The sequence below is a fragment of the Pseudomonas sp. NFX224 genome, from assembly GCF_048565165.1.
Lineage (GTDB): Bacteria > Pseudomonadota > Gammaproteobacteria > Pseudomonadales > Pseudomonadaceae > Aquipseudomonas.
Genome location: NZ_CP183416.1, coordinates 2,944,315 through 2,966,514 on the forward strand (window position 1 = coordinate 2,944,315; position 22,200 = coordinate 2,966,514).

The following is a 22,200-nucleotide window of genomic DNA, read 5'->3' on the forward strand; positions in this document are numbered from 1 at the left end:
TTAAGGGGAAGTCCATGCAAAGGTTATCCACAGTACTGACGGTCGGGCTCCTGGCCCTGGGCAGTGCATCGGCATTCGCCGATCAATGCGAGACGGTGAAAATGGCCGATCCGGGCTGGAGCGACATCGCCGCGACCAACGCCATTACCGGGTTTCTGCTGGACGGCATGGGCTACAAGGCCAAGGTCGACACCCTCGCGGTGCCGATCACCTTTGGCGGGCTCAAGGACGGCCAGGTTGACGTGTTTTTGGGTAACTGGATGCCGGCGCAGCAGGGCTTCTACGACAAGTTCGTCGCCACCGGCGATGTCACGCAACTGGCGAAAAACCTCGACGGCACCGAATTCACCCTCGCTGTTCCGGACTATGTGTGGGACGCGGGTGTGCATAACTTTGCCGACCTGAACAAATACGCCGACAAGTTCGATCACAAGATCTACGGCATCGGCTCCGGCGCACCGGCCAACCTCTCGCTGCAAGAGATCATCAAGAAAAACGATTTCGACATGGGCCAGTGGAAACTGGTCGAGTCCAGCGAACAGGCGATGCTGGCCGAAGTGTCCCGCGCAGTGAAGAAACAAAAGTTCGTGACCTTCCTCGGCTGGACCCCGCACCCGATGAACGTGCAGCTGAAAATGCATTACCTGAAGGGCGGCGAGAAATACTTCGGCGACACCGGCAGCGTTCACACGCTGACCCGCAAAGGTTATGCACAGGCCTGCCCGAACGTTGGCAAGCTGCTGACCAACCTGAATTTCACCCAGGAAATGGAAAACAGCATCATGGCCGAGGTGGTGAACAAGAAAGTCAGCAATGCTGACGCCGCCAAGGCGTGGATCAAGGCCAACCCGGCAGTGCTGGATAAATGGCTGGATGGCGTGAAGACCGTGGATGGCAAGGATGCGTTGCCGGCGGTCAAAGCCAGGCTTTAAGAGCCTTTGTGGCGAGGGAGCTTGCTCCCGCTCGGCTGCGTAGCAGACGCAAACCCGGAAAACTCGGTAACGCTGACAAACTGCGTTGACCGGCTTGGGAGCGCTACGCGCTCCAGCGGGAGCAAGCTCCCTCGCCACAATGATTGGCTGGTGCTGATACCCTTGCACAAACCCCAACCCGAGAGGACCCATGGCCTTCCCCAGCCGCCATTCACTCTTCCCCTTTCTTTCCTGGTTGCCCCGGCAAACCCGCGCCAGCGTCGGGCGTGATCTGATCGTCGGCCTCAGCGGCGCGATTCTCGCGTTGCCGCAATCCATTGCCTACGCACTGATTGCCGGCCTCCCACCGGAGTACGGTCTGTACGCGGCAATCATTCCGGTACTGATCGCTTGTCTCTGGGGTTCATCGTGGCATTTGATCTGCGGTCCCACGGCGGCCATCTCCATTGTCCTGTACGCCAGCGTCAGTCCTCTGGCCGTCCCGGCGACGCAGGACTACGTGATGCTGATCCTGTTGCTGACCTTCCTGGCCGGGATTTTCCAGTGGTTGTTGGGGTTGCTGCGCTTTGGTGCGTTGGTGAATTTCGTTTCTCACTCGGTGGTGCTCGGTTTCACCCTCGGCGCGGCGGTGGTGATTGCCGTCGGCCAACTGCCCAATCTGCTGGGGCTGGACTTGCCCAGCCAGGCCACTGCACTGGACAGTTTCATCACACTGTTGCGCCACCTCGGCGAAGTGGACAAACCCTCGCTGATGCTGGGGCTGGCGACGGTGGTGGGCGGCGTCATTCTCAAACTGTGGCTCCCGCGCTGGCCGACGCTGCTGATTACGCTGGTGTTGGGCTCAATGCTGGTCTGGCTCTGGCCATCGATGTTCGGCCACGTGCAATTGGTCAGCGCGTTCACCGGAAAACTCCCGCCCTTCAGCCCGTTGCCGCTCGACCTCGATCTGATCCTGCGCCTGCTGCCCAGCGCGGTGGCGGTGGGTATGCTCGGGCTGGTGACCAGCCTGTCGATCGCCCGCTCGATTTCTGCACGATCACAGCAACTACTCGACGCTAACCAGGAAGTTCGCGCCCAAGGCCTGTCGAACATCGTCGGTGCGTTTTTTTCCGGATCGCTGTCGGCAGGCTCCTTCACCCGTTCGGGCCTGAGCTATGAAGCGGGCGCGTGTTCACCACTGGCGGGGATTTTTTCGGCGCTGTGGGTGGCGCTGTTCGCGATTTTCGGCGCCAGCCTGATCGCGCATATCCCGATTCCGGCCATGGCCGGCAGCATTCTGTTGATTGCCTGGGGCCTGGTGGACCATCGCGGCATACGCGCATTACTGCGGGTCAGCCGCGCCGAGTTCGTGGTCATGAGCCTGACCTGTGTCGCCACGCTGCTGCTGGAATTGCAGACGGCGATCTACGCCGGGGTATTGGCGTCGCTGTTTTTCTACCTCAAACGCACCTCGCAACCGCGGGTACAACATCTGCGCGACGGCGATGAAGACATTCTGCGAGTCGGCGGCTCGATCTTTTTCGGTGCCAGCCATTACCTGCAAGTGCGACTGCAACGCATGCACGGCGCGCGCGTGGTGATCGAGGCGCAGCAGATCAACTTCATCGACTATTCAGGTGTGGAGATGCTGCATCAGGAAGCGCGGCGGTTATTGCGCCAGGATCGTAGCCTGACCTTGCGCCAGGCTCGGCCGCAGGTGGTGGAAGAGTTGAGGAAACTGGAAGGGGCGGAGAAATGCCCGATTCGGTTTGAGGATTGAACGAATTTCTGGATTAGAAACTGAACGCTGTGGCGAGGGAGCTTGCTCCCGCTCAGGTGCGAAGCGCCTGCAAATATCAGGTCTGCTGCGCAGCCCAGCGGGAGCAAGCTCCCTCGCTACAAATTCTATAGAGCCAATTGTCGGCGAAGTTCGGCCAATACCGGCACCGTATCTGGTCGCACCCCACGCCACAGGAAGAACGCTTCCGCCGCTTGCTCAGCGAGCATCCCCAACCCATCCATCGACACCGCCGCGCCATGTTCGCTGGCCCAACGGCAGAACGAGGTCGGTTCTTTGCCGTACATCATGTCGTAGCAAACCGTTTTACCCGGTTCGATCAGGCTGGCGGCAATCGGCGGCACATCGCCCGTCAGGCTCGCGGACGTCGCGTTGATGATCAGGTCCACTGACTCCTGCAACCAGTCGTAACCACTGGCCGATACCGGCCCCAGATCACAGAACAGTTCCGCCAGCAGCTCGGCCTTGTTCAACGTACGGTTGGCGATGATCACCGACGCCGGTTGCTCGGCGAGCAACGGTTCCAGTGCACCGCGCACCGCGCCACCGGCGCCAAGCAACAGGATGCGTTTGCCCTTGAGGCTGAACCCGGCGTTGACCGTCAGGTCCCTCACCAGCCCGGCGCCATCAGTGTTGTCACCCAACAGGGTGCCATCGTCCAGTTTGCTCAGGGTATTCACCGCGCCGGCCCGTTGCGCCCGCGCGGTCAGGTTGTCGGCCAGGCGATAGGCCTCTTCCTTGAACGGCACCGTCACATTCGCCCCACGACCTTCGAGGAAAAATGCCCGGGCACAGCCGGAAAAATCGTCGAGAGGCGCCAGCGAAGTGCTGTAGTCGAGTTTTTGTGCGGTCTGCTCGGCAAACAGACGATGAATCAACGGTGATTTACTGTGGCCAATCGGGTTACCGAAAACGACATAACGATCCATCAACATTCCTCTCAGGCCTCGGCCAACCAGTCGCGGTCTTGCAGGAAAAACTCGGTCAGGCGCGCTTCTTCGCTGCCAGGCTCGGCTTTCCAGTCGTAGCCCCAGCGGACTTGCGGCGGCAGGGACATGAGGATCGACTCGGTACGCCCGCCCGACTGCAGGCCGAACAGTGTGCCGCGATCGTAAACCAGGTTGAACTCGACGTAGCGCCCGCGGCGGTACTCCTGGAATTCCCGCTGTTTCGCGGTGAACGCGTCGTGCTTGCGCCGCTGCAGGATCGGCAAGTACGCATCGATGTACGCATCACCAATGGCACGCATGAAGGCGAAACTGGTGTCGAAATCCCACTCGTTCAGGTCATCGAAGAACAAGCCGCCGATGCCCCGTGGCTCGTGGCGATGCTTGATGTGGAAGTAGCTGTCGCACCAGGCTTTGTAACGCGAGTAGACGTCCGGGCCGAACGGCGCGCAGGCCTGCTCGGCGACGCGGTGCCAGTGAATGCAATCTTCTTCATTGCCGTAATAAGGCGTCAGGTCGAAGCCGCCGCCAAACCACCAGACCGGCTCTTCGCCTTCCTTTTCAGCGATGAAAAAACGTACGTTGGCGTGGGAAGTCGGCACATGCGGGTTATGCGGGTGGATCACCAGCGACACGCCCAAGGCTTCAAAACCTCGCCCGGCCAGTTCCGGCCGATGGGCGCTGGCGGACGGTGGAAGACCGCTGCCGAAGACGTGGGAAAAGTTGACGCCGCCCTTTTCGATGACCGTACCGTTTTCGATCACGCGGGTGCGACCGCCACCGCCGGCAGGCCGGGTCCAAGCGTCTTCGACGAAGCGCGTGCCACCGTCTTCGGCTTCCAGGGCGGCACAGATTCGGTCTTGCAGGTCGAGCAGGTAGGCTTTTACGGCCTCGGTGCGGGTCGTCATGTCATCACCTTGAATCGGGCGAAGCTACGCGGCGTTTTAAAAGGCCGGTAGCAAATTGCTGCGTAGGATAACACTGCACCTTGTTCCGTCGCAGTTGACGAAGATCAAGCTTAGGAGTCCGATAGGGCGCTTCGCATTTACACAATCAGCAGCGATCTCAGGAGAGTGCAGATGGCAAAGCGTATCCAGTTCCGTGCCCACGGCGGCCCGGAAGTACTTGAGTATGTGGATTACCAACCCGCCGCGCCGGGTCCGAAGGAAGTCCGCGTGAGCAACAAGGCCATCGGCCTGAACTTCATCGATACCTATTACCGCAGCGGTCTCTATCCACCACCGTCCTTGCCATCGGGCGTGGGTTCGGAAGGCGCTGGCGTGGTCGAGTCAGTCGGCAGCGATGTCACCCGCTTCAAGGTCGGTGATCGCGTGGCATATGGCAGCGGCCCGTTGGGTGCCTACAGCGAGATTCACGTTTTGCCCGAAGCCAATCTGGTGAAACTGCCGGACGCCATCAGTTTCGAACAGGCTGCCGGCGTCATGCTCAAAGGCCTGACCGTGCAGTACCTGTTGCGTCAGACTTATGAACTCAAGGGTGGCGAAACCATTCTGTTCCACGCCGCTGCCGGCGGCGTCGGCTCCCTGGCCTGCCAATGGGCCAAGGCCTTGGGCGTCAAGCTGATCGGCACGGTGAGTTCCGCGGAGAAAGCCGCACTGGCCAAAGCCAACGGTGCATGGGCGACCATCGACTACAGCCATGAAAACGTCGCACAACGCGTGCTGGAATTGACTGACGGCAAAAAAGTCCCGGTGGTGTACGACGGCGTCGGCAAAGACACCTGGCTGACGTCACTCGACAGCACCGCGCCACGAGGATTGGTGGTGAGCTTCGGCAATGCATCCGGTGCGGTGGAGGGGGTGAACCTGGGGATTCTGGCGGGGAAGGGCTCGTTGTACGTCACCCGGCCGACGCTGGGAACCTACGCCAACAACGCCGAGAACCTGCAGCGTATGGCTGACGAACTGTTCGAGATGATCAGCAGCGGCAAGGTGAAGGTGGATGTCAGCCAGACATATTCACTGGCGGATGCGGCGAAGGCGCAGACCGAGTTGTCGGCGCGGCGCACGACGGGCTCGGTTGTTTTGTTGCCCTGACGGACGCCATCGCTAGCACGCTAGCTGTGATCGCCACAGATCCAATGTGGGAGCCTGCTAGCGATGGGCGCACCTCGGTCTTAATCCGGGCGCACAACGTGGCCCGTCGCCAGATCCCGAATCACGCTCGGGTTCTTGCGCCCGCCCAGCATTCCGCCGAGCACCATATCAACCTGGCCACGGAAGTACTGCTCGACGCGAATCCGCGTACGCGCCGCCGGCCGGCCTTGCGGGTTGGCGGAAGTCGACACCAGTGGACCGACCAGCGAGCACAAGTCCCGCACTTGCGGATGATCGCTGACCCGCAGCGCGACCGTTTCATGCACGCCGGTAATCCACTCCGGCAACAGGTTCTGATGCGGCACCAGCCAGGTGTTCGGCCCCGGCCAGGTGCTGGCCATGCGATCCATCCACAGTTCAGGGAAGTCTTCGAAGAGGAAGTCGAACTGGCGAATGTTGTCCGCGACCAGGATCAGGCCCTTATCCACAGACCGGCCCTTGATCAGCAGCAGTCGCTCGACTGCTTCTTCGTCCCACGGGTCGCAACCCAGACCCCAGACGGCTTCGGTTGGGTAGGCAAGCACCGCCCCTGCGCGAATGGCTCGTGCGGCTTGTTGCACACGCCAACTGTTGACCATGAAAAACTCTCCAGAATAAGGCTCTGCGCAGTTTACCGATCTTCCTTATAAAACCTAGCTCACCCGTGCAAACCAGCGCCCGTTTTCACACACGGCACTGCCGTCCATTTCCAGTTCGGTCAGCGCCACCAGCACCTTGGGCAACGTCCAGCCGCTGGCATCGGCCAGCGCTTCGCTGGTGTGGGGTGCGGCGTGGAGCAACTTCAACAAGGGATGACGCGTATCCACGACGGGCGTTTCTGTGGATAACGACAGCCGTTGCCAGCCACGCAGCGCTTCGAGGATATGCTCGACCGTCTCCACCAGCACCGCGCCGTCGCGGATCAACTGGTGGCAACCCTTGGCGCCAGGGTGATGGATCGACCCCGGAATCGCATACACCTCGCGCCCTTGTTCCGCCGCCAGCCTTGCAGTGATCAACGAACCGCTGGCGATACTGGCCTCGACCACCAGCACGCCAAGGGACAAACCACTGATGATGCGATTGCGTCGCGGGAAGTTGCTGGCACTGGGGCCGGTGTCCAGCGGGAACTCCGAAAGCACCGCGCTACCTGAGGCGATCATGGCGTCCGCCAGTCGTCCATTGCGCTGTGGATAAAACTTTTCCAGCCCCGTACCAAGCACGCCGATCGTTTGCCCGCCAACGTCCAGCGCCGCCTGATGCGCGACGGCGTCGATGCCCAGCGCCAGACCGCTGGTGATGACAAAACCGGCACCGGCCAGACTGCGGGAAAACGCGGCGGCGGTGTCCATGCCCGGCCTTGAAGCACGGCGACTGCCAACCATCGCTAGCTGCGGTTTTTCCAGGATGCCCGGATCGCCCGCCACGAATAACATCGGCGGGGCATCGCTGATTTCTGCGAGCAGCGCCGGGTAGTCAGGCTGGTCCCACATCAATAAATGTTGGGCCGGATGCTCTAGCCAGGCCAGTGCATGGCTCGCACCATCGCGAATTTCAGCGCAGCGCCTGGCTTCGGAACATGCTAGCGGCAAACCCAGGGCACGCCAGGCACTGGCCGGTGCGCTGATGGCTTTGGACGCCGAGCCGAAGGCTTCCAGCAACTTCTTGAACCGCGCCGGGCCGAGCTCCGGCAAACGGTGCAAGCGTAAACGAGCTTCCAGTTCCGCAGGGGAAACCGGTGCAACAGTAGGCAGTGACATGGATCATCCTTGATCGTTATAAGCCCCCGTCCAAGCGGGAATAAGCTGTGGATAACTCTGTTGGTAACTTGTGAAGCAAGCTTATGGATTTCGCACCTTGTCCATCACCGCCAGCGAGCGTGAAGCGTTGAGCACCAGCCCGTAACTGAGTTTGTCGTAGGTGCGGAAAACCATCAGCAGACCGGCACGTTCATCCGGAACCTTCAGCGGCTGGCCAGTGATCCGGTCGCGCACGGTTTCGCCGGTCTTCATCACCACCAGCATATTGCCCTCGGCAAGGCCATCACGTTGACCCCTGTTCAACGTGACCACGTCCATGGCACCGATATGCGTCACGCCGCGCGGTACATCGATGATCAGACCATTGATTTCGCTGCTCGGTTCGTTGGGCGTGAACGTCGAATTGATCGAACGTTCTTCGCCGCTGAACAAACGGTCGCCGAGGCGCACCTCCTGGGTTGTGCGTTGCAAACTCAGCGTGGCGACGTCGCCTTCGGTGGCAATGATCTCGCCGCCACCGATGTCATCGGCGTTGATCCCCAGAACCTCCCGGGTCTGCGGATCGGTGTAGACCTTGCCTTGGCGGAAGATGCCGTACACCGGTTGCGCCGGGTCGAAGTGGCCGCGGGCGAAGACCCGATCACCGGTGCCGCTGAGCACACGTTCGGCATCACCGGCCACGATGTAGGGCGCCTTTTCGAAATCCTCGGCCTTATCAACGATGCGGTTGCTGAGCAGAAAGCTGTTGATCGACTTCAACGCAATGCTCGGGATGGCCTCGGTTACCGGGCTGGTGCGCACCTGTGGCGACAGCTTTACGGTGGGAATATATTCCTTCGGCGGCACTTGCCCGTGTGCCCAACCTGCCGAGGCCAGAAGGAGCAAGGCGAGTAGTGATTTCCTCATGCGGTGAATCCCTTTATTATGTACGTTCGCGTAAAACGCCAGAGCCGTCAGTGGCTCGCTCCCGGCTTGCTTATGAAGAGAAGGGAGCTACGTTTTACAAAGGTAGCCTGCATCTTCGGACCCGCCAGGCCACCGCCCCGACCTTACTTCACACGTGCAGTCATCAAGCTTATGGCCATTTTGAACATCCTCGAATTCCCTGACCCGCGCCTGCGCACTATCGCCAAACCGGTGGCCGTAGTGGACGACGAAGTGCGTCAGTTGGTCGACGACATGTTTGAAACAATGTATGAGGCACCGGGCATCGGCCTCGCCGCGACCCAGGTCAACGTGCACAAACGTATCGTCGTGATGGACCTTTCCGAAGACCGCACCGAGCCGCGAGTGTTCATCAACCCCGAGCTCGAACCGCTGACCGACGACATGGGCCAGTATCAGGAAGGCTGCCTTTCCGTGCCGGGCTTCTACGAAAACGTCGATCGCCCGCAACGGGTCAAGGTCAAGGCGCTGGACCGCGACGGCAAGCCTTACGAACTGATCGCCGAAGATTTGCTCGCGGTGTGCATCCAGCACGAATGCGACCACCTCAATGGCAAATTGTTCGTCGATTACCTGTCCACGCTCAAACGCGACCGCATCAAGAAGAAACTGGAAAAGCTTCATCGCCAGAACGCTTGATGCCCATCTTCAAAGGCTTGCTGCGGCAAGCCTTTTTCTTTTTAAGAGACTTCATGAATGACTGAGCCACTGCGCATTGTCTTTGCCGGCACCCCGGAATTCGCCGCCGAACACCTCAAGGCCTTGCTGAGCAGCCCTTACGAGATCGTCGCGGTCTACACCCAACCGGATCGTCCGGCCGGTCGCGGGCAAAAACTGATGCCGAGCCCGGTCAAGCAGTTGGCCCTGGAAAACGACATCCCGGTGCTGCAACCGCCAACCCTGCGCAATGAAGATGCTCAAGCTGAACTCGCTGCGCTGAAGCCGGACTTGATGGTGGTGGTCGCCTACGGCCTGATCCTGCCGCAAGTGGTACTGGATATTCCGCGTCTGGGTTGCATCAACAGTCACGCTTCGTTGCTGCCGCGCTGGCGCGGTGCGGCGCCGATCCAGCGTGCCGTGGAAGCGGGCGACGCCGAAAGCGGCGTGACCGTGATGCGCATGGAAGCCGGTCTGGATACCGGGCCGATGCTGCTGAAAGTCACCACGCCGATCAGCGCCGAAGACACTGGCGGCAGCCTCCACGACCGTCTGGCCGAAATGGGTCCACCGGCCGTGGTTCAGGCGATTGCCGGCCTCGCTGCCGGGACGCTGGAAGGCGAAGTGCAGGACGACAGCCTCGCCACCTACGCGCACAAGTTGAACAAGGACGAAGCGCGCATCGACTGGACTCGCCCGGCGGTTGAGCTGGAACGCCTCGTGCGCGCCTTCAACCCGTGGCCGATCACCCACAGCACGTTGAACGGCGAAGCGCTGAAAGTGCTGGCCGCGAACCTGGCCGAAGGCAAAGGCGCACCCGGTGAGATCCTCAGCGCCAGCAAGGACGGCCTGATCGTCGCTTGCGGTGAACAGGCGTTGTGCCTGACTCGCCTGCAATTGCCCGGCGGCAAGGCACTGAACTTCAGCGACCTGTTCAACAGCCGTCGTGAGAAATTCGCCACCGGGACCGTGCTCGGTCAAGCGGCGGACGCTCAATGAACCCGCGTCTGGCCGCCGCCAAGGCACTCGCCGCTGTCCTGAACGGAAAAGCCTCACTCAACAGTTCGCTGCCGACGCAACTGGACAAGGTCGAGGACCGTGATCGCGGCTTCACCCAGGATCTGGCGTTCGGCACCGCTCGCTGGCAGCCGCGCTTATCGGCGCTGGCGGCCAAGTTGCTGCAAAAACCATTCAAGGCTGCCGACGCCGATGTCGAGGCGCTGCTGCTGGTTGGCCTCTACCAATTGCTCTACACCCGTGTCCCGGCCCACGCCGCTATCGGTGAGACTGTCGGTTGCGCCGACAAGCTGAAAAAACCTTGGGCCAAAGCCCTGCTCAACGCCGTGCTGCGTAACGCTCAGCGCGAAAGCGAAACGATTTTCGCCGAACTGGAACGCGATCCGGTGGTGCGCACCGCCCACCCGCGCTGGCTGCAAAAATCCTTGAAAGCATTCTGGCCAGAGCAGTGGGAAGCCATCTGCGCGGCGAACAATGCGCATCCGCCGATGATTCTGCGGGTCAACCGCCGCCATCACACCCGCGATGCTTATCTCGGCTTGCTGACCGACGCTGGCATCGCCGCCACCCCGTGCGTCTACAGCCGCGATGGCATCGTCCTCGAAGCCGCCGCCGACGTGCGGAGCCTGCCGGGTTTCGCAGAGGGCTGGATCAGCGTGCAAGACGAAGCTGCGCAACTGGCCGCTGATTTGCTCGATCTGGCCCCAGGTCAGCGAGTACTCGACGCCTGCTGTGCGCCGGGAGGCAAGACTTGCCATATCCTCGAAGCCGAACCAAAACTGGCCGGCGTGGTGGCGGTCGACCTGGAAGCCAAGCGTCTGGTGCGCGTCCGCGAGAACCTCGAACGTCTGAAACTGAGCGCCGAGCTGATTGCCGCCGACGGTCGCGACACCCAAGCGTGGTGGGACGGCAAGCCATTCCAGCGCATCCTCCTGGACGCGCCATGCTCGGCCACCGGCGTGATCCGCCGCCACCCGGACATCAAGCTGACCCGCCAACCCGACGATATCGCCGCACTTGCCGTGCTGCAAGGCGAGTTGCTCGACGCCATGTGGATAACGCTGGAAGTGGGCGGCATTCTGCTCTATGCCACATGCTCCACATTGCCGACCGAGAACACCGAAGTCATCGAAGCGTTCCTCGCCCGCACACCCGGCGCCCGTGAACTGGACCTCGCTACCGAGGCCGGCATCAAGCAGCCCCATGGTCGCCAGTTGCTGGCCCAGGAAGGCGGACATGACGGGTTCTACTACGCCAAGCTGATCAAGATCGCCGCCGTGCGCGGTTAACCGGTTTAAGGGAGTGACTGGATGAAAATCATCATCCTCGGCGCAGGGCAGGTCGGCGGTTCGCTGGCGGAACACTTGGCCAGCGAGGCCAACGACATCACCGTGGTCGACACCGATGGTGAACGCCTGCGCGACCTCGGCGATCGGCTGGATATCCGCACCGTACAAGGTCGCGGCTCGTTCCCGACCGTGCTGCGCCAGGCCGGGGCCGACGACGCCGACATGCTGGTCGCCGTGACCAACAGCGACGAAACCAACATGGTTGCCTGCCAGGTCGCCCACACCTTGTTCCACACCCCGACCAAAATCGCCCGGGTGCGTGAAGCCGCGTACCTGACCCGCGAAGAGCAGCTGTTCCAGAACGAAGCCATTCCGGTGGACGTGCTGATCAGCCCGGAACAAGTGGTGACCAACTACATCAAGCGCCTGATCCAACATCCGGGCGCCTTGCAGGTAATCGATTTCGCCGAAGGCAAGGCGCAACTGGTGGCGGTGCGGGCGTATTACGGCGGGCCGTTGGTGGGCCAGCAACTGCGGCAACTGCGTGAACACATGCCGAATGTCGAAACCCGCGTCGCCGCGATTTTCCGTCGTGACCGGCCGATCCTGCCGCAAGGCGATACGGTGATCGAGGCCGACGACGAAGTATTTTTCATCGCCGCCAAAGCGAACATTCGCGCGGTGATGAGCGAAATGCGTCGTCTCGACGAGACCTACAAACGCATCGTCATTGCCGGTGGCGGTCAGATCGGTGAACGTCTGGCCGAGGCCATCGAAAGCCGCTACCAGGTGAAGATCATCGAGATGAACCCGGCGCGCTGCCGCCATCTCTCGGACCACCTCGACAGCACGGTGGTGTTGCAGGGCAGCGCCTCGGATCGCGACTTGCTGCTGGAAGAGAACATCGCCGACGCCGACCTGTTCCTGGCCCTGACCAACGATGACGAAGCCAACATCATGTCGTCGCTGCTGGCCAAGCGCCTTGGCGCGAAGAAGGTGATGACCATCATCAACAACCCGGCCTACGTCGATCTGATCCAGGGTGGCGACATCGACATCGCCATCAGCCCGCAACTGGCAACCATCGGCACCTTGCTGGCCCACGTGCGCCGTGGCGATATCGTCAGCGTGCACTCACTGCGCCGGGGTGCCGCGGAAGCCATCGAGGCGATTGCCCACGGCGATGCAAAATCCAGCAAAGTCATCGGCAAGGCCATCGAGAACATCGGCCTGCCGCCGGGCACCACCATCGGCGCGATTATTCGCGACGAAGAAGTGATCATCGCTCACGACGACACGGTGATCGAAACCGGCGACCATGTGATTCTGTTCCTTGTGGATAAAAAGCATATTCGCGATGTGGAGAAGCTGTTCCATGTGGGGTTGAGCTTCTTCTGAGGTTTTGCGCAGACGGCACTGGCCTCATCGCTAGCAGGCTAGCGATAGCAATCTCACCTGACTCACCTATATCAAGGAATCCACCAATGATCGAATCCCTGGAAAAAATGCTCGCCAAGGGTCTGGATAACTCATTGCTGCGCTTCGGCCTGGGCAAGGGTTATCTGGATTTGGGTGAAAACGCCAAGGCTGTCGAGCACTTCCAGCGCTGCGTCGAGATCGATCCGAAGTATTCCGCGGCCTGGAAATTACTGGGCAAGGCCCATCTGGCGCTGGCGGACCATGCAGCCGCGCGTTTGGCCTGGGAGCAAGGCCTGGAAGCCGCCCGCAACCATGGCGACAAGCAGGCAGAGAAGGAAATGACGGTGTTTCTGAAGAAGCTCGATCGTCAGGCGCACTGATCAGAGATAGCGCAAACCAATGCCTTCGGCATCTACCTGCACCACTTCCATACGCACTCGCGGTGCGCCTGTGGGTAAGTCCTGAACCTCGCCGTAGACCACCGCGCCTCTCGGCAAGGCAGACAATGCCGGATGCTTGACGTAAACACCTGTGGTCGAAAGATTGCGCGTCTGGCCCAGGCATTCGCCAAAGCTTTCATGCGTAATCTTGATGCGAAATGATTTGCGATGTTCGGACATCTACCGCGCCCTTGAATGAACGGTTGTGGACAACCTCGATTCAAGGTTATCCACAGATTATGCCAATTGAATCAATACCAACGCTCTTCACCCGGTGGACGCTTCTTGAAGCGCTTCATGCTCCACATGTATTGGCTCGGATACGCCCGCACATAGCGCTCGACCACTTTGCTCATGGCCGCGCAGGATTCGGCGGTGTCGGTGCTGTACATGGCTTCGGGTGCGGCTTCCAGAATCACTTTGTAGCCAGAACCGTCCGGTAGACGCAGGGCGTGCAGGAACACACCGACCGCTTTGTGGCCGGCGAGCATGTTCGGCACAAACTTGCTGGTCAGGGCCTGGGTGGCGAAGAACGGCACGAAGATCCCGGCGGATTCGGCCGGTTCCGGGTCAGCGGGAATGCCCACTGCACCACCTTTGCGCACTTCCTTGATGACGCTGAGGATGCCTTCCTTGGTGGACGCAGCCACTTTGTTGCCCAGCTGTACCCGCTGCTTTTGCAGCAACTCGTCCACCGCCTTCAATTTTGGCGGGCGGTAGAAAATGATCGGTTTGCACTGGCTGCAATAGAAGTGGTTGAGCACTTCCCAGTTGCCCAGGTGGCTGGTGATGCCGACCACGCCTTTGCCGGAGGCGAGGGCGTCTTTCAAAACATCCAGGCCTTCGACTTCGCGCACCAGGTCGATCGAGCGTTGAGCCGGCCAGATCCAGGCGCAGGCGCTTTCAGTCAGTGACTTGCCGATGTCTTTCAGACTCTGGCCTACCAGACGCTCACGCTCTGCCGGGTCCATGTCCGGAAAGCATTTGGACAGGTTGATCCGTACCACGTCGCGGGAACGGTTAGGGAATTTCCACATCATCCAGCCAATCGCAGAGCCGACAGCCTGCACCGCTCGCCACGGGAGCAGGGCAAACAGCCGCAGAGCGCCTACCAGCAAGGCGCCTTTAAACTTATCCACAGGTCACTCCTGATCTTGTGCTGTGCGTGAACCGGCCATTCTAACCGCCGTTCGCCAACTGCGCGTAGCGGTCGCAGTCCCGGGTATGATCCATGACCATGCCAGAGGCCTGCATCAGTGCGTAGCAAATGGTCGGCCCGACGAAGGTGAAACCGGCTTTTTTCAAGCCTTTGCTCATCTCCACGGCGGTCGGCGTGACAGCCGGCACTTCGCCGCGATCCTTGAAATGATTGATCACGGGCGTACCGCCAACGAAGGACCAGAGAAACGCCACCGGGTCCTCCAGCGCCAGCCAGGCCTGGGCGTTGCGTCGGGCCGCGTTGAGCTTGAGGCGGTTGCGGATGATGCCCGGATCGAGCATCAATTCATCGATTTCCGCGTCGCTCATCTGCGCCACGCGCTGCACGTCGAAGCCAAACATCACCTGACGATAATGCTCACGTTTGCGCAGCACAGTGATCCAGGAAAGCCCGGCCTGGAACCCTTCGAGCAAAAGCAACTCGAACAAACCCTGCGCATCGCGTAGCGGCGTGCCCCACTCCTGATCGTGATAAGCCATGTACAGCGGATCTTCGGAACACCAAAAGCAGCGTGGCATAAGGCTCCAGGGGGCGTGCGCAGCAATGAATCGGGTATACTCCCGCTCTTTAAATCGCAGCCCAAGAAACAGGTGAATTTCGTGAGCCAGCCTACGCCAGCCGTGCGTACCTTCCAAGACTTGATCCTCGCCCTCCAGCAATACTGGGCCGAGCAAGGTTGTGTGGTACTTCAGCCCTACGATATGGAAGTAGGCGCCGGCACTTTCCACACTGCAACATTCCTGCGTGCCATTGGCCCGGAAACCTGGAACGCCGCCTACGTGCAGCCAAGCCGTCGTCCGACTGACGGCCGCTACGGCGAAAACCCGAACCGTCTGCAACACTACTATCAGTTCCAGGTAGTGCTGAAGCCGAACCCGGACAACTTCCAGGAACTGTACCTGGGCTCCCTCAAGCACGTCGGCCTGGACCCGTTGGTCCACGACATTCGCTTCGTCGAAGACAACTGGGAATCGCCGACCCTCGGCGCCTGGGGTCTGGGCTGGGAAGTCTGGCTCAACGGCATGGAAGTGACGCAGTTCACTTACTTCCAGCAAGCGGGCGGCATCGAGTGCTACCCGGTGACCGGCGAAATCACCTACGGTCTTGAGCGCCTGGCCATGTACCTGCAAGGCGTGGATTCGGTCTACGACCTGGTCTGGGCTGACGGTCCGTTCGGCAAAGTGACCTACGGCGACGTGTTCCACCAGAACGAAGTGGAGCAGTCCACTTACAACTTCGAACACGCCAACGTCGAGAAGCTGTTCGAACTGTTCGATTTCTACGAGAGCGAAGCCAAGCGCCTGATCGAACTCGACCAGCCGCTGCCGCTGCCGAGCTACGAAATGGTGTTGAAGGCCTCCCACACCTTCAACCTGCTGGATGCGCGCCGGGCGATTTCCGTGACTGCGCGTCAGCAATACATCCTGCGTGTGCGCACCCTGGCGCGTTCCGTTGCGCAAGCCTACCTGCTGGCTCGCGCCAAGCTGGGCTTCCCGATGGCGACCCCGGACCTGCGTGACGAAGTACTGGCCAAGCTGGAGGCTGCACAATGAGTGCTCTGGATTTCCTGGTTGAACTGGGCACTGAAGAACTTCCACCCAAGGCCCTGAATACTCTGGCCGAGGCGTTCCTCGCCGGTATCGACAAGGGCCTGCAAGCTGCCGGCCTGAACTACGAAACCAAAACCGTTTATGCCGCGCCGCGCCGTCTGGCCGTGCTGATCACCTCGCTGTCCACCCAGCAGCCGGACCGCAGCATCAACCTTGATGGCCCGCCACGTCAGGCCGCGTTCGACGCCGAAGGCAACCCGACCCAAGCGGCACTGGGCTTCGCCAAGAAGTGCGGCGTCGACCTGAGCGAAATCGATCAAAGCGGCCCGAAACTGCGCTACAGCCAAAGCATCGCCGGCAAGCCGACCGCGAGTCTGCTGCCGACCATCGTCGAAGATTCGCTGAACGACCTGCCGATCCCGAAACGCATGCGTTGGGGCGCTCGCAAGGAAGAATTCGTGCGTCCAACCCAGTGGCTGGTCATGCTGCTCGGTGACCAGGTCGTCGACTGCACCATCCTTGCCCAGAAGGCGGGCCGCGATTCCCGCGGTCACCGCTTCCATCATCCGGAAAACGTGCGCATCGGTTCGCCGTCGAGCTACCTGTCCGACCTGCGTGCCGCTTATGTATTGGCCGATGCCAACGAGCGTCGCGAGATCATCAGCAAGCGCACTGAAGAACTGGCGACCCGTCAGGAAGGCACCGCGATCGTGCCGCAGGACCTGCTCGACGAAGTGACCGCGCTGGTCGAATGGCCGGTCCCGCTGGTGTGCTCGTTCGAAGAACGTTTCCTCGATGTACCACAAGAAGCCCTCATTACCACCATGCAGGACAACCAGAAGTACTTCTGCCTGCTGGATGCCGACGGCAAGTTGCTGCCACGTTTCATTACCGTGGCCAACATCGAGAGCAAAGACCCGCAGCAAATCATCGCCGGTAACGAGAAAGTGGTTCGCCCACGTCTGACCGACGCCGAGTTTTTCTTCAAGCAAGACAAGAAGCAAAAACTCGAAGACTTCAACCTGCGCCTGCAAAACGTGGTGTTCCAGGAAAAACTCGGCAGCGTCTACGACAAGGCCGAACGCGTTTCCAAACTGGCCGCCTACATCGCCGCGCGCATTGGCGGCAACGCTTCGTGGGCTGCTCGCGCAGGCCTGCTGTCCAAGTGCGACCTGGCGACCGAAATGGTCGGTGAGTTCCCGGAGATGCAAGGTGTCGCTGGTTACTACTACGCCCTCAACGATGGCGAGCCTGAAGATGTCGCACTGGCGCTGAACGAGCAGTACATGCCGCGCGGTGCCGGCGCTGAACTGCCGTCCACCCTGACCGGTGCGGCCGTGGCCATCGCCGACAAGCTCGACACCCTGGTCGGCATCTTCGGTATCGGCATGCTGCCAACCGGCAGTAAAGACCCGTACGCCCTGCGCCGTGCAGCACTTGGCGTGCTGCGCATCCTGATCGAGAAAAAACTCGATCTGGACCTGAACGACGCCGTGGCTTTCGCCGTCGCTGCGTTCGGTGCCAAGGTCAAGGCCGCCGGCCTGAACGACTCGGTGCTGGAGTTCATCTTCGACCGTCTGCGTGCCCGTTATGAAGACGAAGGCGTCGACGTGGCGACCTACCTCTCGGTGCGTGCCCTGAAGCCGGGTTCAGCCCTGGACTTCGACCAGCGCGTACAAGCGGTGGAAGCGTTCCGCAAGTTGCCGGAAGCCGCTGCCCTGGCCGCCGTCAACAAGCGTGTGTCGAACCTGTTGAGCAAGGTCGAAGGCTCGGTACCTACGGTCGTGGAAGCCAAGTACTTTGACAACGCCAACGAGTTCTCCCTGTACTCGGCGATCCAGCAGGCAGACCAGGCTGTCCAGCCGATGGCTGCAGCGCGTCAGTACAGCGAATCGCTGGCACGCTTGGCCGCCCTGCGCGAGCCAGTGGATGCGTTCTTCGAAGCCGTGATGGTCAATGCGGAAGATGCCAACGTTCGCGCCAACCGCTATGCGTTGCTGGCACGTCTGCGTGGTCTGTTCCTCGGCGTCGCCGACATTTCGTTACTGGGGTAAGACTGTTTGAAACTGCTGATTCTCGATCGGGACGGAGTGATCAATTACGACTCCGACGCTTACATCAAGTCGGTGGAGGAGTGGATTCCGCTCCCCGGTTCGATCGAAGCCATCGCGCAGTTGAGCAAGGCCGGCTGGACGGTAGCGGTCGCTACCAACCAGTCGGGCATCGCTCGCGGCTATTACGACATCGCCACTCTGGACGCCATGCACGAGCGCCTGCGCTCACTGGTGGCAGAGCAGGGTGGTGAGGTCGGCCTGATCGTCTACTGCCCGCACGGGCCGGACGATGGCTGCGATTGCCGCAAGCCAAAACCCGGGATGTTGAAAAACATCGCCGCACATTACAACGTGTCGCTGACCAATCTCTGGTTCGTCGGCGACAGTCTCGGTGACCTGGAAGCCGCCAAAGCCGTCGATTCTCAGCCAGTTTTGGTAAAGACCGGGAAAGGCGAAAAGACTTTGGGCAAGACCCTTCCGGTAGGCACATTGATTTTCGACGATCTGGCGGCGATTGCCGCAGAACTTATCCATAATTAGAGCGCTTTCGAAATCCTGACCAAGGAATGTTCGGGAGTGCGCTTGAACCGTAACGGTAAACGTCGCCATGTCGATACTGCAGGCCATCAAGACCTTTCTTTTTTACCTGCTGCTGGGCACCAGCTCATTGCTGTGGTGCAGCCTGAGTTTTTTTATCGCGCCCTTTCTGCCGTTCAAGGCGCGCTATCGCTTCATCAACGTCTACTGGTGCCGTTGCGCCTTGTGGCTGAGCAAGGTGTTCCTCGGTATCAGCTATGAAGTTAAGGGCGCCGAGAATGTACCGGATCGGCCTTGCGTGATTCAGTCGAATCACCAAAGCACTTGGGAAACGTTCTTCCTCTCGGCGTACTTCGCGCCTTTGAGCCAGGTGCTCAAGCGTGAATTGCTGTATGTGCCGTTCTTCGGCTGGGCGATGGCCATGCTGCGTCCTATCGCCATCGACCGTGATAACCCGAAAGCCGCACTCAAGCACGTGGCCAAGAAGGGCGACGAGCTGCTCAAGGACAACGTCTGGGTGCTGATCTTTCCGGAAGGCACGCGCGTTCCCTACGGCACCATCGGCAAATTCTCGCGTGGCGGTACAGCGTTGGCGGTCAACGCCGAGCTGCCCGTTCTGCCGATTGCGCACAACGCCGGCAAGTTCTGGCCGAAAACCGGTTGGGCCAAGAAGCCTGGTGTGATTACGGTAATCATCGGCGCACCGATGTACGCCGAGGGCAGCGGGCCTCGCGCCATTGCCGATTTGAACGATCGGGTCCAGGCCTGGAACGAGCAGATGCAACGGGAAATGGGCTCTCTGCCACCGGCTCCGCAAGCACCGGTGGCCAATGATCAGGCCGTGGTCTGAGCTTCTGTGGATAACCTGTGTACCGTTTGTGAGAAAAGCTCCGAAATTAAATCTTAACTTAATGATTTATATAGATATTTCTTAAGTGGATAATAAACAGAAAAACGTGCATAAGTTTTTTTCGGGCGCAAAAAAACCGGCTGATATAGCCGGTTTTTTTATGCCAGCAACGTGGATGTTTCACTGTTGCAGAGGATTTTGTTTTTGACACAAAAAAGGCCAACGCATAACGTTGGCCTTTTTCATTTAGCGGGTTAACCGGGTGTAGGGTCACAAAATAATTGCTTCAGGACCTCCAGCAAACACTGGTAGAGAATCATTTATTTGGTGAATCCACTGGCCGGGATCTGAATAAATGAGAAAAGCCTACTCGTTTCACACAAAAGTTGGTTCCACGTGGAACAGGGGCATAGCAAAGCGTGCTGCGAGAAAGCGCGCGGCGCCAGCCAGGCCAGTTCTCTTAAGCGGGGTTGGGCTCAGTTGCTGGGGCAACCTCCAGACACTTGTCGCTACGCTCGCTCCCATCTTCCCCCGCATAGTGAATAACCAACTGGCTGTGCTCCTCATCGTACGACATGCCCTCGACAAGGCATTCACGGGCCATACTTGGATACGCCTTGAGCAGAGAGTGTTGGCGCTGACGCCGAATTGACCCAGTGGGGGTGCGGCGGCCGATACCACACTGACCCAACACCAATCGGCAAAAATCCAGAACTGGTAATAGTTCACAAGGTAGGAGCCTGAGTCAGTCAAATTTCGGTAACTGGATCAATCCTGCGCAGGCGATAACACTTGGTCTTTGAGAGCGTTGTTAGTTAATTTTACGTCTATCCCGGTTGTTTTGAGATCGCCCTTAGGTGCGACATGCGTCGTCTACACTCAGCGCAATCACAGCAGATTGAGGCGGGATATTCGATGATCAGATGGCAAACTCTCGTACTGCTGTCATGCATTGCCGGAGCGGCCATCGCCAATGAGCTGCCGGATGCTGCGCAAGCCTGCGTGGCCTGTCATGGCTTACATGGCGAGGGGATGGCGCAGGGACCAGCACTGGCTGGTCTTTCGGCAAGCTATATCACTGCGCAAATCGAGCACTTCAACACGCGGCGACGCAGCAATGCGCTGATGACACCAATAGCCGAGGCCTTCGCCGCCCCAGATCTACTTGCACCCGCCGCCGCCTATTTTGCCGCGCAAGGAAAGCGACCGGCGTTGCAAGTACGCGGTCAGCAACCTGCCGCTTCGCCGGGGGAGAAACTCTATTACGAGGGCGATATGGCCCGCGATATCCCCGCCTGCTTCAGTTGTCACGGACCCTCGGCCATTGGCGGTGGGCCGTTCCCGCGGTTGGCCGGGCAGCAGGCGAGCTATTTGGCAGCCCAACTGCACGCATGGCGCAAGGGCGAACGCAGCGGCGACCCCGACAACATGATGGGAGCGATCGCCAAGCGTCTGAACGACAAGGACATTTCCGCAATGGCCAGTTACTTGGCCGCGATCCACTGAGGAGCTCCCATGAACAGATCAGTGCTCTACATGGCGTTGGTGGGAGGCATGGCTCTGCCGCTGCTGTCGGCCGCCGAGGCGAACACAGACATGGTGGAAATCACCGCACAACCCAAGGCTAAAGACCTACATTACTTCGTGCCACGCGATCTTATGCAGATCCCCCCTGGGGCCTTTGGCGACAAAATCCGTCGTGGCCACCAGTTATTCGTCAATACCCAGCAGCTCAAGGGCCGCTACGTCGGCAACCAGCTGAACTGCACCAATTGCCACTTGGATGCCGGTACCAAAGCCTATGCTGCGCCCATGTGGGCGGCCTACCTGGCCTATCCGGCATTTCGCAAGAAAGACAACCGGGTGAACAATTTCGCTGAGCGTATCCAGGGATGCTTTAACTACTCCATGAACGGCAAGGCCCCCGAGCTGGGCTCGCCGGAGCTGGTGGCAATGTCAGCCTATTCCTATTGGCTGTTGATGGGCGGTTTGCTGGATATGTTCGGCATGAAGGACAAACCGGTCCCGGAACTCAGTGACGAGCAATTGCAACTTGGCGGTCGGGAAGAGACCTTCGTCCTCCCAGGCCCGTTGGCGGATAAGGTGAAAATGGAAGGGCGTGAGCGCATGCCCGGTCGAGCCTTTGCCGCTTTACCGGAGCCACCGTTGCCTTACTCACCACAACGGGGTGATGCGGTCTATGCGCAACATTGCGCTGTTTGCCATGGCAAGCAAGGGGAAGGTCGCAAGATGGCCGACGTCCCGGTGATTCCCGCTTTGTGGGGGAGCGACTCGTATAACTGGGGTGCTGGCATGCACCGCGTCAATACAGCGGCCACTTTCATTTTCGAGAACATGCCACTAGGCAAGGGAGTGCAGCTGGATGTGCAGCAGGCCTGGGATGTGGCTGCTTACATGAACAGTCGGGAACGGCCGCAAGATCCTCGCTTCGATGGTGGCATAGCCAGTACAGCGAAACACTTCCACGCTTCCGATCAAGGCTATTACGGCAAAACCCTCGAAGGCGTGGTAATTGGCAGCCATGCGTACCCTTCCGGGGTCAAACCCTGAGGGCGGTTGCGAAGGATGTTCCAGCGGAAACAAGAAAAACCCGACAAATGTTCTCGGGCGAGCTTGCGCCGTTGTCGCGTATTGAGATGCGCAAGGAAGGTTGAATTTGAATTCACATCCTGTTGGCGCTGACGCCGAAT

The 22,200-nt window shown here is 60.0% G+C and carries 21 protein-coding genes and 1 pseudogene; 14 read left to right on the forward strand and 8 right to left on the reverse strand.

From position 1 onward, the window contains the following. Positions 1–14 precede the first annotated feature (14 nt). Positions 15–932 carry a choline ABC transporter substrate-binding protein gene (gene choX / locus ACNYC6_RS13225; protein WP_419712652.1) on the forward strand — a complete coding sequence of 306 codons (918 nt, stop codon included), beginning with the start codon at positions 15–17 and terminating at the stop codon, positions 930–932. Between the two features lie 190 nt (positions 933–1,122). Beyond that, positions 1,123–2,691, forward strand: coding sequence for a SulP family inorganic anion transporter (locus ACNYC6_RS13230; RefSeq protein WP_419712653.1), 1,569 nt, complete (start codon positions 1,123–1,125; stop codon positions 2,689–2,691). 125 nt (positions 2,692–2,816) lie between these two features. On the opposite strand, the gene aroE is transcribed toward ACNYC6_RS13230, so the two are convergent. Further along, positions 2,817–3,638 (reverse strand): shikimate dehydrogenase, encoded by an 822-nt coding sequence (gene aroE, locus ACNYC6_RS13235; RefSeq protein ID WP_419712654.1) that lies wholly within the window; start codon positions 3,636–3,638, stop codon positions 2,817–2,819. Positions 3,639–3,649: 11 nt separating this feature from the next. Beyond that, complete coding sequence (gene hemF / locus ACNYC6_RS13240; protein WP_419712655.1) at positions 3,650–4,564, reverse strand: oxygen-dependent coproporphyrinogen oxidase; 915 nt, start codon at positions 4,562–4,564, stop codon at positions 3,650–3,652. A 171-nt stretch (positions 4,565–4,735) separates the two neighbouring features. On the opposite strand from hemF, the gene ACNYC6_RS13245 reads away from it, so the two are divergent. Beyond that, on the forward strand, positions 4,736–5,713 hold the full coding sequence (locus ACNYC6_RS13245; protein ID WP_419712656.1) for an NADPH:quinone reductase: 978 nt from the start codon (positions 4,736–4,738) through the stop codon (positions 5,711–5,713). An 80-nt stretch (positions 5,714–5,793) separates the two neighbouring features. On the opposite strand, the gene ACNYC6_RS13250 is transcribed toward ACNYC6_RS13245, so the two are convergent. From ACNYC6_RS13250 to ACNYC6_RS13260, 3 genes and pseudogenes are all read right to left on the reverse strand, one after another. Further along, on the reverse strand, positions 5,794–6,351 hold the full coding sequence (locus tag ACNYC6_RS13250) for an L-threonylcarbamoyladenylate synthase (protein WP_419712657.1): 558 nt from the start codon (positions 6,349–6,351) through the stop codon (positions 5,794–5,796). Between the two features lie 54 nt (positions 6,352–6,405). Beyond that, entirely contained in the window at positions 6,406–7,512 is a 1,107-nt protein-coding gene (gene dprA, locus ACNYC6_RS13255; RefSeq protein WP_419712658.1) for a DNA-processing protein DprA, read from the reverse strand. 81 nt (positions 7,513–7,593) lie between these two features. Continuing rightward, positions 7,594–8,334: pseudogene (locus tag ACNYC6_RS13260) on the reverse strand (peptidoglycan-binding protein); the annotation flags it as partial. A 255-nt stretch (positions 8,335–8,589) separates the two neighbouring features. Between ACNYC6_RS13260 and def the strand changes: the two are divergent. From def to ACNYC6_RS13285, 5 genes are all read left to right on the forward strand, one after another. Then, positions 8,590–9,096, forward strand: coding sequence for a peptide deformylase (gene def / locus ACNYC6_RS13265; protein ID WP_007969867.1), 507 nt, complete (start codon positions 8,590–8,592; stop codon positions 9,094–9,096). Between the two features lie 57 nt (positions 9,097–9,153). Continuing rightward, positions 9,154–10,113 (forward strand): methionyl-tRNA formyltransferase, encoded by a 960-nt coding sequence (gene fmt, locus ACNYC6_RS13270; RefSeq protein WP_419712659.1) that lies wholly within the window; start codon positions 9,154–9,156, stop codon positions 10,111–10,113. Next, positions 10,110–11,420, forward strand: a complete 1,311-nt coding sequence (gene rsmB, locus ACNYC6_RS13275) for a 16S rRNA (cytosine(967)-C(5))-methyltransferase RsmB (RefSeq protein ID WP_419712660.1) — start codon at positions 10,110–10,112, stop codon at positions 11,418–11,420. The genes fmt and rsmB overlap by 4 nt, the downstream gene beginning before the upstream one ends. A gap of 21 nt (positions 11,421–11,441) precedes the next feature. Further along, on the forward strand, positions 11,442–12,818 hold the full coding sequence (gene trkA / locus ACNYC6_RS13280) for a Trk system potassium transporter TrkA (RefSeq protein WP_104450374.1): 1,377 nt from the start codon (positions 11,442–11,444) through the stop codon (positions 12,816–12,818). 86 nt (positions 12,819–12,904) lie between these two features. Continuing rightward, entirely contained in the window at positions 12,905–13,219 is a 315-nt protein-coding gene (locus ACNYC6_RS13285; RefSeq protein ID WP_419712661.1) for a tetratricopeptide repeat protein, read from the forward strand. On the opposite strand, the gene ACNYC6_RS13290 is transcribed toward ACNYC6_RS13285, so the two are convergent. From ACNYC6_RS13290 to ACNYC6_RS13300, 3 genes are all read right to left on the reverse strand, one after another. Further along, positions 13,220–13,459, reverse strand: a complete 240-nt coding sequence (locus ACNYC6_RS13290) for a PilZ domain-containing protein (RefSeq protein ID WP_419712662.1) — start codon at positions 13,457–13,459, stop codon at positions 13,220–13,222. 71 nt (positions 13,460–13,530) lie between these two features. Beyond that, positions 13,531–14,418: a lysophospholipid acyltransferase gene (locus tag ACNYC6_RS13295; RefSeq protein ID WP_419712663.1), complete on the reverse strand. Its 888-nt coding sequence runs from the start codon at positions 14,416–14,418 to the stop codon at positions 13,531–13,533. A 40-nt stretch (positions 14,419–14,458) separates the two neighbouring features. Next, positions 14,459–15,016 (reverse strand): DNA-3-methyladenine glycosylase I, encoded by a 558-nt coding sequence (locus tag ACNYC6_RS13300; protein ID WP_419712664.1) that lies wholly within the window; start codon positions 15,014–15,016, stop codon positions 14,459–14,461. Positions 15,017–15,097: 81 nt separating this feature from the next. Here ACNYC6_RS13300 and glyQ point away from each other — a divergent pair, with 81 nt between their 5' ends. The 6 genes from glyQ (at position 15,098) to ACNYC6_RS13330 (ending at position 22,060) form a co-directional block, all read left to right on the forward strand. Further along, complete coding sequence (gene glyQ / locus ACNYC6_RS13305) at positions 15,098–16,051, forward strand: glycine--tRNA ligase subunit alpha (RefSeq protein WP_003213601.1); 954 nt, start codon at positions 15,098–15,100, stop codon at positions 16,049–16,051. Further along, complete coding sequence (gene glyS / locus ACNYC6_RS13310; protein ID WP_419712665.1) at positions 16,048–18,102, forward strand: glycine--tRNA ligase subunit beta; 2,055 nt, start codon at positions 16,048–16,050, stop codon at positions 18,100–18,102. Before glyQ ends, glyS begins: the two co-directional genes overlap by 4 nt. 6 nt (positions 18,103–18,108) lie before the next feature. After that, positions 18,109–18,642 (forward strand): D-glycero-beta-D-manno-heptose 1,7-bisphosphate 7-phosphatase, encoded by a 534-nt coding sequence (gene gmhB / locus ACNYC6_RS13315; RefSeq protein ID WP_419712666.1) that lies wholly within the window; start codon positions 18,109–18,111, stop codon positions 18,640–18,642. Positions 18,643–18,709: 67 nt separating this feature from the next. Then, positions 18,710–19,489: a lysophospholipid acyltransferase family protein gene (locus ACNYC6_RS13320; protein WP_419712667.1), complete on the forward strand. Its 780-nt coding sequence runs from the start codon at positions 18,710–18,712 to the stop codon at positions 19,487–19,489. Positions 19,490–20,404: 915 nt separating this feature from the next. Beyond that, positions 20,405–20,995 carry a c-type cytochrome gene (locus ACNYC6_RS13325; protein ID WP_419712668.1) on the forward strand — a complete coding sequence of 197 codons (591 nt, stop codon included), beginning with the start codon at positions 20,405–20,407 and terminating at the stop codon, positions 20,993–20,995. 9 nt (positions 20,996–21,004) lie between these two features. Then, positions 21,005–22,060 carry a c-type cytochrome gene (locus ACNYC6_RS13330; RefSeq protein WP_419712669.1) on the forward strand — a complete coding sequence of 352 codons (1,056 nt, stop codon included), beginning with the start codon at positions 21,005–21,007 and terminating at the stop codon, positions 22,058–22,060. The last annotated feature ends 140 nt before the right edge of the window (positions 22,061–22,200 follow it).

Coding starts and splice junctions, on each gene's coding strand:
- choX (WP_419712652.1), top strand. CDS start 15: ATGCAAAGGTTATCCACAGTACTGACGGTCGGGCTCCTGGCCCTGGGC.
- ACNYC6_RS13230 (WP_419712653.1), top strand. CDS start 1,123: ATGGCCTTCCCCAGCCGCCATTCACTCTTCCCCTTTCTTTCCTGGTTG.
- aroE (WP_419712654.1), bottom strand. CDS start 3,638: ATGGATCGTTATGTCGTTTTCGGTAACCCGATTGGCCACAGTAAATCA.
- hemF (WP_419712655.1), bottom strand. CDS start 4,564: ATGACGACCCGCACCGAGGCCGTAAAAGCCTACCTGCTCGACCTGCAA.
- ACNYC6_RS13245 (WP_419712656.1), top strand. CDS start 4,736: ATGGCAAAGCGTATCCAGTTCCGTGCCCACGGCGGCCCGGAAGTACTT.
- ACNYC6_RS13250 (WP_419712657.1), bottom strand. CDS start 6,351: ATGGTCAACAGTTGGCGTGTGCAACAAGCCGCACGAGCCATTCGCGCA.
- dprA (WP_419712658.1), bottom strand. CDS start 7,512: ATGTCACTGCCTACTGTTGCACCGGTTTCCCCTGCGGAACTGGAAGCT.
- def (WP_007969867.1), top strand. CDS start 8,590: ATGGCCATTTTGAACATCCTCGAATTCCCTGACCCGCGCCTGCGCACT.
- fmt (WP_419712659.1), top strand. CDS start 9,154: ATGACTGAGCCACTGCGCATTGTCTTTGCCGGCACCCCGGAATTCGCC.
- rsmB (WP_419712660.1), top strand. CDS start 10,110: ATGAACCCGCGTCTGGCCGCCGCCAAGGCACTCGCCGCTGTCCTGAAC.
- trkA (WP_104450374.1), top strand. CDS start 11,442: ATGAAAATCATCATCCTCGGCGCAGGGCAGGTCGGCGGTTCGCTGGCG.
- ACNYC6_RS13285 (WP_419712661.1), top strand. CDS start 12,905: ATGATCGAATCCCTGGAAAAAATGCTCGCCAAGGGTCTGGATAACTCA.
- ACNYC6_RS13290 (WP_419712662.1), bottom strand. CDS start 13,459: ATGTCCGAACATCGCAAATCATTTCGCATCAAGATTACGCATGAAAGC.
- ACNYC6_RS13300 (WP_419712664.1), bottom strand. CDS start 15,016: ATGCCACGCTGCTTTTGGTGTTCCGAAGATCCGCTGTACATGGCTTAT.
- glyS (WP_419712665.1), top strand. CDS start 16,048: ATGAGTGCTCTGGATTTCCTGGTTGAACTGGGCACTGAAGAACTTCCA.
- ACNYC6_RS13320 (WP_419712667.1), top strand. CDS start 18,710: ATGTCGATACTGCAGGCCATCAAGACCTTTCTTTTTTACCTGCTGCTG.
- ACNYC6_RS13325 (WP_419712668.1), top strand. CDS start 20,405: ATGATCAGATGGCAAACTCTCGTACTGCTGTCATGCATTGCCGGAGCG.
- ACNYC6_RS13330 (WP_419712669.1), top strand. CDS start 21,005: ATGAACAGATCAGTGCTCTACATGGCGTTGGTGGGAGGCATGGCTCTG.